Origin of the sequence: Tenacibaculum holothuriorum (assembly GCF_002120225.1) — a bacterium.
Lineage (GTDB): Bacteria > Bacteroidota > Bacteroidia > Flavobacteriales > Flavobacteriaceae > Polaribacter > Polaribacter holothuriorum.
This window is the reverse complement of the sequence record NZ_LAPZ01000003.1, coordinates 219,889-234,813: the sequence shown is the minus strand read 5'-3', so window position 1 is coordinate 234,813 and position 14,925 is coordinate 219,889. Positions and strand designations below refer to the sequence as shown.

18 protein-coding genes are annotated in these 14,925 nt (G+C 30.5%); 6 read left to right on the top strand and 12 right to left on the bottom strand.

Features of this window, described 5'->3' with window-relative positions:
* Positions 1-30 precede the first annotated feature (30 nt).
* Positions 31-1,131, bottom strand: a complete 1,101-nt coding sequence (locus WH52_RS06355; protein WP_086030106.1) for a Glu/Leu/Phe/Val family dehydrogenase — start codon at positions 1,129-1,131, stop codon at positions 31-33.
* A 152-nt stretch (positions 1,132-1,283) separates the two neighbouring features.
* Here WH52_RS06355 and WH52_RS06350 point away from each other — a divergent pair, with 152 nt between their 5' ends.
* Both WH52_RS06350 and WH52_RS06345 read left to right on the top strand, forming a co-directional pair.
* Positions 1,284-3,038: an ABC transporter ATP-binding protein gene (locus WH52_RS06350; protein ID WP_086030105.1), complete on the top strand. Its 1,755-nt coding sequence runs from the start codon at positions 1,284-1,286 to the stop codon at positions 3,036-3,038.
* A gap of 82 nt (positions 3,039-3,120) precedes the next feature.
* Positions 3,121-3,477, top strand: a complete 357-nt coding sequence (locus WH52_RS06345) for a PUR family DNA/RNA-binding protein (protein WP_086030104.1) — start codon at positions 3,121-3,123, stop codon at positions 3,475-3,477.
* Positions 3,478-3,641: 164 nt separating this feature from the next.
* On the opposite strand, the gene WH52_RS06340 is transcribed toward WH52_RS06345, so the two are convergent.
* From WH52_RS06340 to WH52_RS06330, 3 genes are read right to left on the bottom strand one after another with little or no spacing between them, the layout of a single operon-like run.
* Complete coding sequence (locus WH52_RS06340) at positions 3,642-4,682, bottom strand: isochorismate synthase (protein ID WP_086030103.1); 1,041 nt, start codon at positions 4,680-4,682, stop codon at positions 3,642-3,644.
* Positions 4,679-5,530, bottom strand: coding sequence for an alpha/beta fold hydrolase (locus WH52_RS06335; RefSeq protein WP_086030102.1), 852 nt, complete (start codon positions 5,528-5,530; stop codon positions 4,679-4,681). Before WH52_RS06335 ends, WH52_RS06340 begins: the two co-directional genes overlap by 4 nt.
* Before the next feature lie 19 nt (positions 5,531-5,549).
* Entirely contained in the window at positions 5,550-5,966 is a 417-nt protein-coding gene (locus WH52_RS06330; protein WP_086030101.1) for a PaaI family thioesterase, read from the bottom strand.
* Between the two features lie 110 nt (positions 5,967-6,076).
* Here WH52_RS06330 and WH52_RS06325 point away from each other — a divergent pair, with 110 nt between their 5' ends.
* Genes WH52_RS06325 through WH52_RS06315 form a run of 3 tightly spaced genes read left to right on the top strand, consistent with a single transcriptional unit; the run spans position 6,077 to position 7,948 of the window.
* Positions 6,077-6,577, top strand: coding sequence for an IS1096 element passenger TnpR family protein (locus tag WH52_RS06325; protein WP_086030100.1), 501 nt, complete (start codon positions 6,077-6,079; stop codon positions 6,575-6,577).
* A gap of 9 nt (positions 6,578-6,586) precedes the next feature.
* Positions 6,587-7,207: an L-threonylcarbamoyladenylate synthase gene (locus tag WH52_RS06320; RefSeq protein ID WP_086030099.1), complete on the top strand. Its 621-nt coding sequence runs from the start codon at positions 6,587-6,589 to the stop codon at positions 7,205-7,207.
* A gap of 54 nt (positions 7,208-7,261) precedes the next feature.
* The gene (locus WH52_RS06315) at positions 7,262-7,948 is read left to right on the top strand and encodes a hypothetical protein (protein WP_086030098.1); all 687 of its coding nucleotides are present in this window, start codon (positions 7,262-7,264) and stop codon (positions 7,946-7,948) included.
* Here WH52_RS06315 and WH52_RS06310 read toward each other — a convergent pair.
* From WH52_RS06310 to WH52_RS06300, 3 genes are read right to left on the bottom strand one after another with little or no spacing between them, the layout of a single operon-like run.
* The gene (locus WH52_RS06310; RefSeq protein ID WP_086030097.1) at positions 7,932-8,930 is read right to left on the bottom strand and encodes a glycosyltransferase family 2 protein; all 999 of its coding nucleotides are present in this window, start codon (positions 8,928-8,930) and stop codon (positions 7,932-7,934) included. The genes WH52_RS06315 and WH52_RS06310 overlap by 17 nt on opposite strands.
* Entirely contained in the window at positions 8,927-9,154 is a 228-nt protein-coding gene (locus WH52_RS06305; protein ID WP_086030096.1) for a PLDc N-terminal domain-containing protein, read from the bottom strand. The genes WH52_RS06310 and WH52_RS06305 overlap by 4 nt, the downstream gene beginning before the upstream one ends.
* A 27-nt stretch (positions 9,155-9,181) precedes the next feature.
* Positions 9,182-9,628 carry a type I restriction enzyme HsdR N-terminal domain-containing protein gene (locus WH52_RS06300; RefSeq protein ID WP_086030095.1) on the bottom strand — a complete coding sequence of 149 codons (447 nt, stop codon included), beginning with the start codon at positions 9,626-9,628 and terminating at the stop codon, positions 9,182-9,184.
* Positions 9,629-9,645: 17 nt separating this feature from the next.
* Between WH52_RS06300 and holA the strand changes: the two genes are divergently transcribed.
* On the top strand, positions 9,646-10,647 hold the full coding sequence (holA, locus tag WH52_RS06295; RefSeq protein ID WP_086030094.1) for a DNA polymerase III subunit delta: 1,002 nt from the start codon (positions 9,646-9,648) through the stop codon (positions 10,645-10,647).
* A 24-nt stretch (positions 10,648-10,671) separates the two neighbouring features.
* On the opposite strand, the gene ettA is transcribed toward holA, so the two are convergent.
* From ettA to WH52_RS06270, 5 genes are all read right to left on the bottom strand, one after another.
* Entirely contained in the window at positions 10,672-12,363 is a 1,692-nt protein-coding gene (gene ettA, locus WH52_RS06290; protein WP_086030093.1) for an energy-dependent translational throttle protein EttA, read from the bottom strand.
* Positions 12,364-12,375: 12 nt separating this feature from the next.
* Positions 12,376-12,552, bottom strand: a complete 177-nt coding sequence (locus tag WH52_RS06285; RefSeq protein ID WP_086030321.1) for a CAL67264 family membrane protein — start codon at positions 12,550-12,552, stop codon at positions 12,376-12,378.
* A gap of 113 nt (positions 12,553-12,665) precedes the next feature.
* On the bottom strand, positions 12,666-13,001 hold the full coding sequence (locus WH52_RS06280; RefSeq protein ID WP_086030092.1) for a tRNA-binding protein: 336 nt from the start codon (positions 12,999-13,001) through the stop codon (positions 12,666-12,668).
* 2 nt (positions 13,002-13,003) lie between these two features.
* Entirely contained in the window at positions 13,004-13,465 is a 462-nt protein-coding gene (locus WH52_RS06275; protein ID WP_086030091.1) for an Mpo1 family 2-hydroxy fatty acid dioxygenase, read from the bottom strand.
* Positions 13,466-13,542: 77 nt separating this feature from the next.
* On the bottom strand, positions 13,543-14,649 hold the full coding sequence (locus WH52_RS06270) for an energy transducer TonB (RefSeq protein ID WP_086030090.1): 1,107 nt from the start codon (positions 14,647-14,649) through the stop codon (positions 13,543-13,545).
* Positions 14,650-14,925 lie beyond the last annotated feature (276 nt).

Here is a 14,925-nt window from a genome sequence, read left to right as displayed (position 1 = left end):
CTGCAAAAGTAAAACTTTTTTATTTTTTTTCTAGCTATTTTGCTCTTTTTTACGAGCATCAATTCTAGCTTGTGCAATGTTAAATGCAGCTTGGTGAGTAGTAATGTTTTCCTTCTCTGCCATTTCGAAAATTTCTAATGTAGTATTGTAGATGTTTTCAGTTCTTTTTAAGCTTTCAGCCTTGTCGTAACCAACAACTTCTGCGTAAACATTAATAATTCCACCAGCGTTAATTAAGAAGTCAGGAGCGTAAGCAATTCCTTTTTCTTGTAGCATTTTACCATGCTTTAATTCATTAGCTAATTGGTTGTTAGCAGCACCAGCAATTACTTTAGCTTTTAATTGAGAAATGCTTTCGTCATTAACAGTAGCACCTAAAGCACATGGAGCGTAGATATCGATATCTAAACCAAAGATATCATTACCTAATACTACATTAGCACCGTATTTTTTACTTAACTCTTCTAAACGAGCTTCGTTAATATCGTTTAAAATTACTTGTGCTCCTTCTTCAGTAATGTGTTTTACTAAAGTTTCTCCTACGTGTCCAACACCTTGTACAAGTACTTTTTTACCTTCTAATTTTTCAGTTCCGAATTTATATTTAGAAGCAGCTTTCATTCCCATGTAAACACCATAAGCAGTTACAGGAGAAGGATTTCCAGAACCTCCAATAGCTTCAGAAACTCCAGTAACGTGAGGAGTTACTTCACGGATAATATCCATGTCGCGAGTTTCCATACCAACGTCTTCTGCAGTAATATATTTTCCGCTTAAAGAGTTAACATACTCTCCAAACTTACGCATTAAAGCATCGTTCTTTTGAGTTTTAGCGTCTCCAATAATAACAGCTTTACCACCACCTAAGTTTAAACCAGTAATTGCTGATTTATAGGTCATACCACGAGATAAACGTAACACGTCGTTTAACGCTTCCCATTCACTTTTATATTGCCACATTCTAGTACCTCCTAAAGCAGGTCCTAAAGTTGTATTATGAATACCAATAATTGCTTTTAAACCTGTATCTTCGTCGTTACAAAAAACGATTTGTTCGTGATTGTCAAAAGATAATTGACCAAATACTGGGTCGTTCTTAAGGTCTTTAGTATCAATGATTTCTGATGTCATTTTTAGTTGTTTTTTAATTTGAGGTTATTTGCATAATCTCAAAAATTGCAGGGCAAAAGTAAGAAATTGCTAAAACATAATCAAAAAAACAAGCTTGAATTATGTTTTTTTTAATAAAATAAAGTATAATTACGATAAATATAATATAGCATTTGAAAGCTTTACAATACTTAAATAAATTCTTTGTAAAATATAAATGGAGGTTGTTATTAGGCGTCTTAATAACAGTGTTGTCTAAGATTTTAACTTTAAAAATTCCTGATTTTGTAGGTAACTCGCTCAATGTGGTTGAAGACTATCAAACAGGTAAAATAGCTGAGTTGTCTGAGGTAAAATCTATCTTACTTCAGAATATATTATTAATAATTGGAGTTACACTTCTCGGAGGTTTCTTTACCTTTTTAATGAGGCAAACAATAATAGTGATGTCTCGAAAGATTGAATTCGATTTAAAGAATGAAATTTATCAGCAATACCAACGTCTTTCAATTAATTTTTACAAAAAGAATAGAACGGGGGATTTAATGAATCGTATTAGCGAAGATGTGTCTAAAGTAAGAATGTATGTTGGTCCGTCAATAATGTATTCTTTGAACATGTTGATATCGTTTATCATCGGGTTTACTCAAATGTATAACATATCTCCAAAGTTAACTTTATATACGTTAATACCTTTTCCAATATTATCGGTTTCAATTTTTGTGTTGAGCAAGCAGATTAATAAAAAGAGTGTTATTGTTCAGCAGTATTTATCGAAGTTAACAACGTTTAATCAAGAGTTTTTTTCAGGTATAAATGTAGTAAAGTCTTATGCTATAGAGAATGAGGTAATCGAAAGTTTTGATAAAGTAGCTAATGAAAGCAAAGACAAGAATATAGATTTATACAAAGTACAAGCGTTATTTTTTCCATTAATGATTCTACTTATTGGTATAAGTAATGTTATTGTTTTATACGTAGGAGGAATGCAATTTATAGCAGGAGAGATTCAAATTGGTGCAATTGCAGCATTTGTAATGTATGTTAATATTTTAACTTGGCCAGTTGCTGTGGTTGGTTGGGTAACATCTATGATTCAACAAGCAGAAGCCTCTCAACAAAGAATTAACGAGTTCTTAAAAGTAGAGCCAGAAATTACAAATGGAGTGGAAGAGCCTTCTGAAATTGGTGGAAACATTGTATTTGAGAATGTGAGTTTAACTTATGATGATACTAATATAACAGCATTAAAAGACATTAGTTTTTCTGTTAAACAAGGAGAGACGTTAGCAATTTTAGGAAAAACAGGTAGTGGAAAATCTTCTATTATTAATTTAGTTGCTCGATTATATGATACTACAAAAGGAACTGTTCTTATTGATAATACACCAATAAAAGAAAGTAATTTATACAGTGTAAGAGACCAAATTGGTTTTGTACCTCAAGACCCATTTTTGTTTTCAGATACTATAGAAAACAATATAAAATTCGGAAAAGAGAATGCAACCAAAGAAGAAATAATAGAAGCTGCTAAAAATGCTGTTATTCATGATAATATAATTGATTTTAAAGATGGTTACGATACTGTTTTGGGAGAAAGAGGCGTCACATTATCTGGAGGTCAAAAACAACGTACATCTATTGCTAGAGCAATTATTAAAGATCCTAAAATTTTAATTTTCGATGACTGTCTGTCGGCAGTAGATACAGAAACTGAAGAGAAAATCTTGTCGAATTTAGAGCGAGTTTCAAAAGATAAAACTACGTTTATAATTAGTCATAGAGTTTCCTCTGCTAAAAATGCCGATAAAATTATTGTTTTAGATGAAGGAAAAATAATTCAGCAAGGGGTTCATAATCAGTTAATAAAAGAAAAAGGTTTTTATAAAGAATTGTACGAACAGCAGCTTTTAGAAAAAGAAATTTAGCAAATTTTATTGCCAAGAAAAATATTTTGTTAGATTTGTTGAGTAAATATTAAACAACCAACTAGTATTTAAAGTAAGAATTATGAGCGAGAGAGTAGAGCAAGAAGAAATTTTTTCACAAGTTTTAAGAGCTGGAAGAAGAACCTATTTTTTTGATGTTAGATCAACCAAAGCTGACGATTACTATTTAACAGTTACAGAAAGTAAGAAATTTACGCACGATGATGGATCTTTCCACTATCAAAAGCATAAAATTTATTTATACAAAGAAGATTTTGCTGACTTTAAAGAGATGCTTAATAAAGCTACCGAGTTTATTGTAAACGAAAAAGGAGCTGAAGTAATAAGTGAGCGCCATCAAAAAGACTACAAAAAAGAAGAAGCAGTTGCTGGAGTTACTACCGATAGCTTTACAGATGTTTCTTTTGAAGATATTTAAGATACGTTTTTACGATCTAAACTTTGAGCAATAAACGAATATTATTGCTTGATAAACACGATTTCAATTCAAATTCAATTTACACAACCAAAAAACCACTGACTTATTTTAAGTTAGTGGTTTTTTACTTTATAGATGTTTTGTTGTTGTAAGAGGAATGCTCTCTATAAAACTTTTTTCATAGTTGAAGTCTTACTAACTGTTTCTTGCCACTCTTTTTCAGGAATGCTATCTATTGTAATACCTCCTCCAATAAATAAGTTAGCAGAATTTTTATGGATTTCCATACAACGTAAATTAACAAATAGGTTTGTTGTTTTATTAACGTTTAATTCACCAAGAAAACCCGTATAAAATTTACGGTGATAATTTTCGTTTTTTGTAATAAAATCCTTTGAAATCTCTTTTGGCAAGCCACACACTGCGGGAGTTGGATGTAAACTGTTAATTAATTTTTTGATATTTCCTTTATGAATTCCTTCAATTTTAGTTTGTAAATGAAGCAAATTACCAGCTTTAATAGTTCTCAACTCAGAGCTGATAATTTTAGTAGTATGAGGTAATAACTTTTCTAAAATATAATCAGTAACAAATTGCTGTTCTTCAATCTCTTTTGATTTCCAATCAACATCAACAGTCCCTTTATATAATTGAGTTCCAGCCAAAGACATTGTTGAAAAATTATCATTATTTACTTGAAGTAAAGTTTCTGGAGTAGCTCCCATCCAAGTGCCTATTTTAGGGTGATGCCACACATAAACCATGGCAGTGGAGTAGAGATATATTAGTCTTTGAAAAATTTCAATTATGTTTATCTCTGAAAGATCTATGGTTTCTTTTCTTGAAAGGACCACCTTTTTAAAATCTCCTTTTTTAATAGCTTTAATACCATCAGAAACTAATTCTAAGTGCTCTTGTTTAGAAGACTCATTTGTGTTAAAATATAGAGGAGTAGCATCAAATTCAAAATCTGAATGCTTGAAGCTTTCTTCTAAATAAATAGAGTTATTATTAGAGAAAATTATTGAAGATTCATTACTGTCAAACGGTGCGAAAATAAAACCAGATTCTTCAAAATTATCTGAAGTATTCACTCCGTCATCATTTTGAAAATACGATTGTATGATAGTAGAGTTTGGCTTTTTATATGCAACAAAAGGTTTGTTCGTTTTTTGCCATTCTTTTATGTTGTTAAAAATCTTCAATCCGCGTTTTGTATTAAGAGTTTTTTAATTTCATCAAAATTGCTCCAAATTAAATCATGACCAGCGTCATCAATTTTTATTAGCTTAAATTTTTCTGAAGAAAATTGAGATTGCAAAAATATCGAATTTGAAATAGGAACAATCCAATCTTTAGTCCCATGAATACTTATTACATTGTTTGGAGTTGTATTCCACTCGTTTTCAAAGTTTTCTAAATCCTCTTGATGTGAAAGTTTTTCTTTCGATGCTTGTTTCCATACAGGTGGAATTAACCAACGTGTAAAAGGAAATTTATATAGATTTACCATCCAAGGTATTGGTTCAACTTTACTGTAAGCTGCTGGTGCTAATAATATCGTTTTATGTACTTTGTTTTTTATAGAAAGTACTATTGGTCCGCCATAAGAATAGCCAACTAAAATAGTCTTTTCAGGAGGTAAGTTTTTAATAATATCTTTCAGCATTTCTCTTTCAAAAGCTATGCTTTCTTGTACGTTGTTTTTATCGTTAAAGTTGTAACCAATTCTATCATAAGCTATAAAATTGAACTTTTTTTGAAGCAAACTATCAGAAAGGTAACGATTAAAGTCATTTACAGAACCAATAGTTCCGTGAACAAAAACTAAATAAGGAAGCGTAGTGTCTTTTATAATAGTTACTTTTCTATACTCGAAATCGTTGAATTGTTCCTTGCTTATTGTAGGTTTTATGAAGCTTTTTGAATAGGCTTTTAATATATCAGCATCTGATTTTGGAGTTGTATAATACCAGAACAAGCCATAGAGAATTAAAAAAACAATTCCGAATATGAGAAGTGTCACTTTAAAGATTTTCTTGAGTAGCTTCATAGATAATCAGTAGAAATAGTTATTTCTTATCTAAAACAATATTAGTGATTTTACACAATGAAATTAAGTTTTCCTCCTCATCAACAATTCTAACTTCCCATAAATGTGTTGTTCGTCCTTTATGAATAGCTTTAGCAGTGGCAAATACGGTTCCTTCTTTTTTGCTTTTTACATGATTTATACTAAGTTCAATTCCTTTTACAACTTTTACATTGGTATCAACAAAAACTGCTGAAGCTGAACTACCTACCGTTTCTGCTAAAGCTGCTGTTGCTCCTCCATGTAATAACCCGAATGGTTGATGTACTCTTGAGTTCACAGGCATTTTTGCAGTGACAAAATCATTACCAACTTCAATAAACTCAATTTCTAAGGTTTCCATTAAAGTGTTTTTGTTAAGACTATTGAGTTTTTCTAGTATTTTGGTAGTATTCATTTTATAAATTTTATCATTCAAAAATACGTATTTTTGCAGTAGGAAACCTTACTAGAGCTTTTTAAACAGTGAGAAGATTAAAGGTTTTAATATGTGAAATAAATTAGAGAATGTACAAGGTAAGAGTAATTTTAGATACCCAAGAAGATGTAATTAGAACATTAGTTGTTGATAAAGCTATAACGTTAGAAAGTTTGCATCAACATATAGCGAAGTCTTTTGGGTTTGATGGAGCAGAAATGGCATCTTTTTATATGACGGATGAAGAATGGAATCAAGGAGAAGAAATTCCGTTATTTAACATGGCAGAAGCAGGAGAGGGGATATCAATGGCAACTTGTATTCTTAATGAAACATTACCACAGGTTAATGATAAGTTGATTTATGTATACGATTTCTTTCATATGTGGACGTTCTATGTAGAGGTTATCGAACAAGGAAACGAATCAGTTTTAGAAACTAAGACAATTTTAGCAGTAGGAGAAATTCCTAAAGAAGCACCAGAAAAAGAATTTAAAGCAGATAAATTACTAAACGATTTTGATGATGAATTTAAAGACGAATTCAACGATTTTGAGCGTTTAGACGATTTTGATTTTGATAATTATTAAGAAGTAGCTATGGCACAGTTTATAAAACTATATAACGAAAACCCAAATCCGAAAGAAACAGAAAAAATAGTTTCGGTTTTACAAAAAGGAGGATTGATTATTTATCCTACTGATACAGTATATGGTTTAGGCTGTGATATTACAAATACAAAAGCTTTAGAAAAGGTAGCTAAAATTAAAGGAGTTAAGTTAGATAAGGCTAATTTCTCGTTTATATGTAATGATTTAAGCCATTTATCAGACTATGTTAAACAAATAGATACTGCTACGTATAAAATTTTAAAAAGAGGTTTACCAGGGCCTTATACTTTTATTTTACCAGGAAGTAATTCCTTACCAAAAGTATTTAAAAAGAAAAAAACGGTAGGTATTCGAGTGCCCGATAATAATATTGCAAGAGCTATTGTAGAAGCATTGGGTAATCCGATTGTGTCGACTTCTATTCGAGATGAAGATGAAGTTTTAGAATATACTACCGACCCAGAATTAATATTCGAAAAGTGGCAAAGCATTGTTGATGTTGTGGTTGATGGAGGTTATGGAGATAATTACGCATCAACCGTTATTGATTTAACTACCGATGAACCAGAAGTTATTCGTGAAGGAAAAGGAAGTTTAGATATTTTGTAATTTCTTTAACAGGTAAAATCTGTATCTTTAAGTATAAGAATTTATACAGATTTTATGAGTGTTTATGACTTTGTTTTTCAAAGATTTCCAAACGATAGCGGTCCTATTTATCAAGAAACTATTGAAGGAAGAATTCCTGTAGAACCGTTTAATACATTTAGTAATTTTCTTTTTATACTATTGATATTTTACTTTTGGAAAAAGATAAAATCAAACCCTAAACAACATCCGTTTTTAGTATTCTGTTTACCTGTTATTTTTATAAGTTGGATAGGAGGAACTATGTTTCATGGAACTAGAAGTCATGAATTTTGGTTAGCTTTAGATTGGATGCCTATTCTTTTTTTATGCCTTTCTGTAATCATTTATTTTATCTGGAAAATCTGTGTAGAATGGTGGAAAAGACTCCTATTATTCATAGGATTATTCGTTCTTTCTGCTTTACCAAGATTTTTACCATTGGCTAATGAATACAGAATTTCATTCGGATATTTTGTTATTGCGTTAACAGTGATAATTCCTTTTGTTTGGTATGCCTATAAAACTCAATGGAAAAATGCTCAATTAATTCTATATGGATTTCTCATTTTTGGGCTCGCAATTCTATTTAGAACACTAGATAATATTGTTGTTTTATTACCAATGGGAACGCATTGGCTGTGGCATAGTTTCGGGGCTTTGGCAGTTTTTTTGTTGCTGTTGTATATTTATAAAGACAAAGAAACTATAGCAAATCACTAAACTTTTTTCTTCCTTTTACATAGTATTGCCACACTACAGAGTTATGTTTGTAGTAATTATTTTTTTGCTGCAGTTGATTTCTCTTTTTAAGAAATTTGTTTAGGTTTTTATAAAAACTAAAGTGAGCTTTAATAATAGCAAAAGTATGAGATGGTTTTAAATCAATAAGGAATTTGATTCCAGCGAATCCATCTAAAACTAAACGAGAAAAAATGATAGGAAAAAGTTGAGAAGTAGGAAGATTTTTAACCAAACTCAATAGACTATTTCTAAAGTTTAAATATGTTTTTTTAGGATTGATGTTCTGTAAAGTTGCCCCACCAACATGATAAACTGTAGAAGTTCCAACATATTTAATATCGTAACCTTTATTTTTTGCTCTCCAGCATAAATCAATTTCTTCTTGATGAGCAAAATAATCTTCATCAAATCCATTTAATTCAAAGAAAACTGAAGATCGAATAAAAAAGCAAGCTCCAGATGCCCAAAAAATTTGTTCTGTATCGTTGAATTGATTGTCATCAGTTTCTAAAGTATCAAACATCCTACCTCTACAATACGGATAGCCATATTTGTCTATAAACCCACCAGCAGCTCCAGCATATTCAAACTTAGACTTCTCTTTAAAATCTAATATTTTTGGCTGAATAATACCTGTGTTTTCTTCAGTTTTAAAAGTGTTTAAAATTGGAGCTAACCAATTTTGAGTAATTTCAATATCAGAATTTACCAAGCAAAATATATCTGCATCAATATGTTGTAACGCATCGTTATATCCTTTCGCATAACCTCCGTTTATTTTGTTTTGAACAATTTTTACAGATGGAAAATGGTTTTTAATAAACTGGATAGAATCATCGGTAGAAGCATTATCAGCAACATACACATCAGCTTCATCTTTGCTGAAATTTACTACTGAAGGTAAAAACTGCTCAAGCAATTTTTTTCCGTTCCAATTTAATATAACAATGGCAGTTTTCAATATTTTTGTTTAATCAGTTTTTGTTTTTTTATAATTAATTTCTTCCCTTTAAGCAAGTAAAGAATAGATCCAATAATACCAATCATTAAAATAATAATCCAAGTTGCCTTATCTCCATTAAAATCATTTCTAAGAATTTTTATAATTCCAGTAATGGTAATAAACATTGATGAGAATCCTATAATAAAAAGAGTAAGCACAAAAATAGGACTTGCTGGTTCCATAACTCAAAAGTATATATTAAAAGTTATTTAAGAATTATAATTCGGTATATCTTGAAGAAAAACATAACTTTCCTCTTCTTTGTTGAGCATGCAAAAATAATGATTGAAACCGTTAGTAACGATTAAATAATTCGCATTTAACTTTAAATTATATCGAGCAATTTGATCAAAAGTATCCTGCGTTATTTTTACTTTCGGTGCTTTACATTCTACAATAATGTTAGGAGTTCCGTCAGGAGAAAAAATAACAATATCGGTTCTCTTTTTTAAATTATTGATAATAAGTTGCTTTTCAATAGCAATTAAAGAAACTGGATATTTTTTTTCTTGAATTAAATATTGAACAAAATGTAAACGGACCCATTCTTCTGGTGTTAAAACCACATTTTTTTTTCGTAAAGGATCGAAAACAAGCGTTTTATTTTCGTTACTTTTGAGCTTGAAATTATAGTAAGGAAGATTGAGTTTTTGCATGAGTCAAAAGTAAGAAAATGAACGAAATTAAATCCATAATATCCGACATCAAAGGAGGAAATATCAAACCTATTTATTTTTTAATGGGTGATGAATCGTATTATATTGATAAGATATCTGATTTTATTGAAAATAATGTGTTAGATGAATCTGAAAAAGGATTTAATCAAGTGGTGATGTACGGTAGAGATGTTTCTATAGATGAAATTGTATCGTCTGCAAAACGATTTCCTATGATGGCAGAACGTCAAGTAATTATTGTTAAAGAAGCACAAGATTTAAGTAGAACTATTGATAAAATTGAGAGTTATGCTAATAATCCGCAACCTACAACTGTACTTGTTTTTAATTATAAATACAAGAAATTAGACAAGCGTAAAAAAGCCTACAAAGCGATTGCTAAAAACGGACTGATTTTCGAAAGTAAAAAGCTATATGAAAATCAGGTTGCAGATTGGATTCGACAAATTTTAGGAGCTAAGAAGTTTAATATAGAACCTAAAGCAGCGCAAATGTTAGTGGAGTTTTTAGGTACTGATTTAAGCAAAATAAACAATGAATTAGAAAAGCTAGTTTCGGTTTTACCAAAAGAAACCATTATTTCTGACAAGCATATAGAAGAGAATATTGGTATTTCTAAAGATTTTAACAATTTTGAGTTGCGTAAAGCGGTTGGTGTTAGAGATATTGTAAAAGCGAACAGAATTATAAATTACTTTGCTCAGAATCCGAAGAATAATCCGTTGGTAATGACTATTTCTTTATTGAACAGTTTTTTTACACAGTTATTAATGTATCATGGATTAAAAGACAAGTCGAAAGCTTCTGTAGCTAGAGCATTAGGAGTAAACCCGTATTTTGTTGACGATTATGTAAATGCAGCGCGTAATTATCCTATGCGTAAAGTGTCACAAATTATTGGATTACTTAGAGATGCAGATGTAAAAAGTAAAGGAGTAGGGGCTAATCAGTCCCATGCAGATATTCTAAAAGAATTATTATTTAAAATAATGCATTAAAAAAGCCGCTTTAAGCGGCTTTTTTTATCTAATTAATTTCTTGTATTTGATTCGTTTTGGCATTAAATCTCCACCTAAACGTTTCTTCTTATTCTCTTCATATTCTGAGAAAGAACCTTCAAAGAAATATACTTGGCTATCTCCTTCAAAAGCTAAGATATGAGTACAAACTCTATCTAAAAACCATCTATCGTGCGAAATAATTACAGCACAACCAGCAAAGTTTTCTAATCCTTCTTCTAAAGCACGAAGTGTATTTACATCTAAGTCGTTGGTAGGCTCATCTAATAATAATACGTTACCTTCTTCTTTCAACGTCATTGCTAAATGCAAACGGTTACGCTCACCACCAGATAACATGTTTACTTTTTTATTTTGTTCGTTTCCCGAGAAATTAAAACGACTTAAATAAGCACGAGAGTTTACTTGTTTTCCTCCCATCATTACTAAATCTTGTCCGTCAGAGAAATTTTCCCAAATAGTTTTATTTGGATCAATATCTGCATGACTTTGATCTACATAAGCTAATTTAGCAGTTTCACCAACAGTAAAAGTTCCAGCATCTGGAGTTTCTTCTCCCATAATCATTCTGAAAATGGTAGTTTTACCAGCACCGTTAGGTCCAATAATACCTACAATTCCTGCTTGAGGTAAATTGAATTCTAGGTTTTCGTATAATAATTTTTCACCAAAAGCTTTCGAAACACCAGAAGCTTCAATTACATTAGTTCCTAAGCGTGGTCCATTCGGAATGTAAATTTCTAGTTTTTCTTCTACTTGCTTTTGATCTTGATTTAATAATCTGTCATAGTTTTTTAAACGAGCTTTTTGTTTGGTTTGACGTCCTTTTGCTCCTTGACGAACCCAATCTAACTCTCGCTCTAATGTTTTTTGGCGTTTAGAGGCTGTTTTACTTTCTTGCTCTAAACGTTTAGCTTTTTGGTCTAACCAAGAAGAGTAGTTTCCTTTCCACGGAATTCCTTCTCCACGATCTAATTCTAATATCCAACCAGCAACGTTATCTAGGAAGTAACGGTCGTGAGTTACAGCGATAACGGTACCTTTATATTGTGCTAAATGGTGCTCTAACCAATGTACAGATTCTGCATCTAAGTGGTTGGTAGGCTCATCTAATAATAAGATTTCTGGCTCTTGTAATAATAAACGGCATAAAGCTACACGACGACGCTCTCCACCAGATAAAACTCCGATTTTTTTATCACCATCAGGTGTTCTTAAAGCGTCCATTGCAATTTCTAACTTAGTATCTAATTCCCAAGCATTAGAAGCATCAATTTGATCTTGAAGTTCAGCTTGACGATCCATTAGTTTTTGCATTTTATCTGCATCAGAATATACTTCTTCTAAACCAAACATATCGTTGATTTTATTGTATTCATCTAACACAGCTACGACATCGGCAACCCCTTCTTTTACAATTTCTAATACCGTTTTTTCTTCATCTAATTGAGGTTCTTGCTCTAAGTAACCTACTTTATAACCTGGTGAAAAAACGACATCTCCTTGGAAGTTTTTTTCTACACCAGCGATTATTTTTAATAAAGTTGATTTACCTGAACCATTTAAACCTAAAATCCCAATTTTAGCTCCATAGAAGAAGCTTAAATAAATATCTTTTAATACTTGCTTTCCAGTACTTTGATAGGTCTTTGAGACCTTGTTCATGGAAAAAATTACTTTCTTATCGTCTGACATATTTTTATTCTATTAAACTCTACCTTTTAATGCATTAAATACCCAAGCATTGGCAAAAAAACCTAAGCCTACTGCTCCAAAACCATAACCTGCAATTTCATCGTATTTAAAAACTGCTAAACCTACAAGTAATATTCCCATTAACACCATAATTAATGTAGCCCATCCTAAGACGGTATTTTTATTCATTGCCATAATTGCTAAGTTTTATTAGTTAAAAAATGCTCTTAAATTTTTAAGAGCATTTTTTTTAGTTGATATAGCAAATATACTTATTCTGAACTGAAAGAAGTAATTAATTATTAGTTAACTTGAGTTCCGTTTTTTATTGTTTCTGATGCTTGAAGTAAAACAACATTATTGTCTTTATAAACTCCTAAAACCAAACATTCACTCATAAAATTAGCGATTTGTCTTGGTTTAAAGTTAATAACCGATATAACTTGCTTATTTAAAAGCTCTTCTTTTGTATATAAATTAGTTATTTGAGCACTAGAGTTTTTAATTCCTAAAGAACCGAAATCTATTTTTAATTGATAAGCTGGTTTTCTAGCTTTAGGAAAATCATTTATTTCAATGATAGTTCCAATTCGCATATCTAGTTTTAAAAAATCTTCAAAAGTTATATTTCCTTCCATTGTTATTTTCCTAATTTTTGAAGTACCCAAAGAGGACCAATTAATAAGAATTGTAAGTCTTTTATAAAAGAGGGTTTTTTACCTTCAACTTTATGACCATAAAATTGACCAATCCAAGCAATAACAAAAACTCCAATACTTATGAGTAGTAGATTACCTTGTTTGCCCAAAAAATAATTGCCTATTATTGACAAAGAAGTAACTAAAAACATTTGAATAAAATACCAAAATCCAAGTCTTAAATAGAAAAAGAGTAATATCAGTAGGCTAATAAAAAATGCCCAGTTCTCTATTAAAGGATTGTATAGTTTTAGGTTTTTACTTAAAAATGAACTAGGTATACTCATTAAAAGTCCTATTACACTAAAAAATATTGCAGGAACGCATATGTAATGGATTAGCTGGTTAGTTTGGTTTTGGTGACTTATAGCATACTCATCAAACCATTGTTGTGCTGTTTTCATTTTATTTTTTAGCTAATATAAAAAAAAGCCTTAAGAAAATTTTCTTAAGGCTTTTTTGTTTTATATTTTAATAAGAATTAATCTTGTAGTTTAAAGTTGATAGGCATTGTGTATGATACATTTGCTGCTTTACCATCTTGTTTTCCAGGGATAAATTTTGGTAACTTAGAAACCATTCTTTTTGCTTCAAATTCTAAAAGTTGTCCTCCTTTAGGCCCTTTCATAGTAATGTTAGTTACATGACCTATTTTGTTTATTATGAATCTAACCCAAACTTTACCTTCAATATTGTTTTGTGCAGCAGCTTCAGGGTATGCAAAGTTTCTATTAATGTGTTGCATCATTTTTTTGTTGAAGCAGTTTAATTTTTCAACATCAGCAGCTTTTGAACAAGTCTTGAATTGAGGAATACTTTGTACTTGACCGAAAGCGATAGCATCTGAAATTACCTTTTCTTTTGCCACTTTTTTAGGTTTTGCTACAGGAGTAGACTTAGCTACTGCTTTTTTAGTATATCCTTTAGGTAGTTTAAAGGTAATTGGAATACCATATTTAACCTTTACAATTTTACCATTGTGCTTACCAGGAGTAAATTTAGGTAACTTATTTATAATTCTTTCTGCCTCTTCTTTTAATAATTCAGTTCCCTTTGGAGCTCTCATTCTAATTTCTCCAACACTACCATCTTGGTTTACTGCAAATTGAACTAAAACTCTACCTTCAATACCATTATTTAAAGCTTCTTCAGGATATTTAAAGTTTCGTTGTACGTGTCTTGCAACGTTGTCTTCAAAACATCTAGATTGTTTTACTAATGGCACATTTTTACATTTATCAAATAAAGGTACTTCTTCTACTAAGTTAAAAGGAATCTTATCAATAGTTTCAGAATTATCTTCTAATTCTAAACTACCAACTAACAAAGTTTTCTTTTTTACATTTTCTACTTTGGTAGATGCGTTTAAGCCTCCAATAGCAGTTGCGTTCTTTCGAGTTCTTTTAACTCTTCTTCTTGTTGATACTTCAATTGAAACTTGTTTTTTACCATCTTTTGTATCCTCAATAGCACATTTTGTGATACTGTTTGGATCTGCGATAGTTTCATCTGGAGTTGCACATTGTTCTTGTCCTAGGGCTACAGTTGAAGCGAATACTGCAGCTACGAATAGTAAGGGGTATCTCATAGTTGTGCGATTTAATTAAGAGGTTAAAAAATGTAATTAATTCGTTTTCAGGTTGTAAATATATGAAAATTCATTCTCTGACCAAATTCATATCCATTTTTTTTGATAAAAATAATTTTCAATGTTATTTTTTTGTTTTTTTATTGTATTTGTATAGAAGAGGTGTTTTTTTTGATAATTATTTAATGTTTTGTTTTTGTATTGAGGTTTTTAATTTAAATTTTGATTTTTATTATCATAATTGTAAAAAAAAAGAGTTAGTGGCTACTAACCTTT